We start from the raw sequence: 1,337 nt of genomic DNA, 5'->3' as shown, positions 1-1,337 counted from the left end.
TTCCGCGCATCCGACAACCGCTCCACCAGCAACATGCCCACACCCTCACCCCAGCCGGTGCCATCCGCGGCAGCAGCGAACGCCTTGCAACGCCCGTCCACCGCCAAACCCCGCTGACGCGAAAACTCGATGAACATTCCGGGCGTGGGCATCACGGTGGCCCCACCCGCGAGTGCCATCGAGCACTCACCGGAGCGCAGGGCCTGGACGGCCAGGTGCAGCGCCACCAGCGACGACGAACACGCCGTGTCCACCGTTACCGCAGGACCAATCAGCCCCAACTGGTAGGCGATACGCCCCGACATGACACTCGGCGTGCCTCCCGTCAGGGTGTGTCCGCCAAGGCTTTCGGGGGCGTCGTGCATACGCGGGCCGTAGTCCTGGGCCGTCGCGCCCACGAACACGCCGGTCTGGGTGTTGCCGAGCAGATCCGGGTCGATTCCGGCGCGCTCCAGGGTCTCCCAGGCCGTCTCCAGCAGCAGCCGCTGCTGCGGGTCCATGCCCAGTGCCTCACGCGGCGAAATCCCGAAGAATGCGGCGTCGAACTCGCCGGCGTCATAAAGGAATCCGCCCTGGCGCGTGTACGACTTACCCGCACGCTCCGGATCCGGGTCATACAAACCCTCCAGATCCCAGCCACGATCCGACGGAAACTCACCGACGACATCACGACCCTCGAACGCCAGCCGCCACAAGTCCTCCGGAGACACCACACCCCCGGGAAAACGGCACGCCATACCGACAATGGCGATCGGCTCATCAGCGTTCGCCGGCAGCGCAGTTGCCGTAGGGGTAGCGGTCAGCTGGTCATCGGCCTCGCCGATCAGCTCGGCCTGGAGATGGGCGATGAGTGCGGCAGGCGTCGGGTAGTCGAAGAGGAGCCCGGAAGCGAGCCGCAGGCCCGTAGCGGTCGAGAGGCCGTTGCGGAATTCAACGGCCGTCATCGAGTCGAAGCCGAGGTCGGAGAAGGACAGCTTGAGTCCGACGGTGTCACCGCTGGCGTAGCCGAGTGCCACGCTCACATGCCGGGAGACCAGCTCCGTGACCGTACGCTTCTGCTCGGCCGCAGACTGCGCGGCCAGCTTCTCGGCCAGCGTGGCAGTACGAGCGGAAACCTCTGGGAACGCATCCTCCTGCGCGGAATCCGCCACCTGGGACACCGGACGAGCCACCGCTCGCTTGGCAGTGTCGAGCCAGTAGCGTTTGCGCTGGAAGGCGTAGGTGGGCAGATCGACACGGCGCGCCCCGGTGCCGGCGAACACAGCCGCCCAGTCAACAGGAACCCCCCGGACATAGGCCTGCGCCAGAGCCGACAAGAACGCCAGCGGCTCCGCACG

General features: G+C 67.2%; 1 protein-coding gene. It reads right to left on the bottom strand.

Annotated elements, in window-relative coordinates; genetic code table 11:
• A partial coding sequence (locus tag ACFV57_RS42645) for a beta-ketoacyl synthase N-terminal-like domain-containing protein (protein WP_385244687.1) occupies positions 1-1,337 on the bottom strand: 1,337 nt, incomplete at both ends.

This window comes from Streptomyces sp. NPDC059788 (assembly GCF_042732265.1).
Lineage (GTDB): Bacteria > Actinomycetota > Actinomycetes > Streptomycetales > Streptomycetaceae > Streptomyces.
This window is presented reverse-complemented; position numbering and strand designations above follow the sequence as displayed.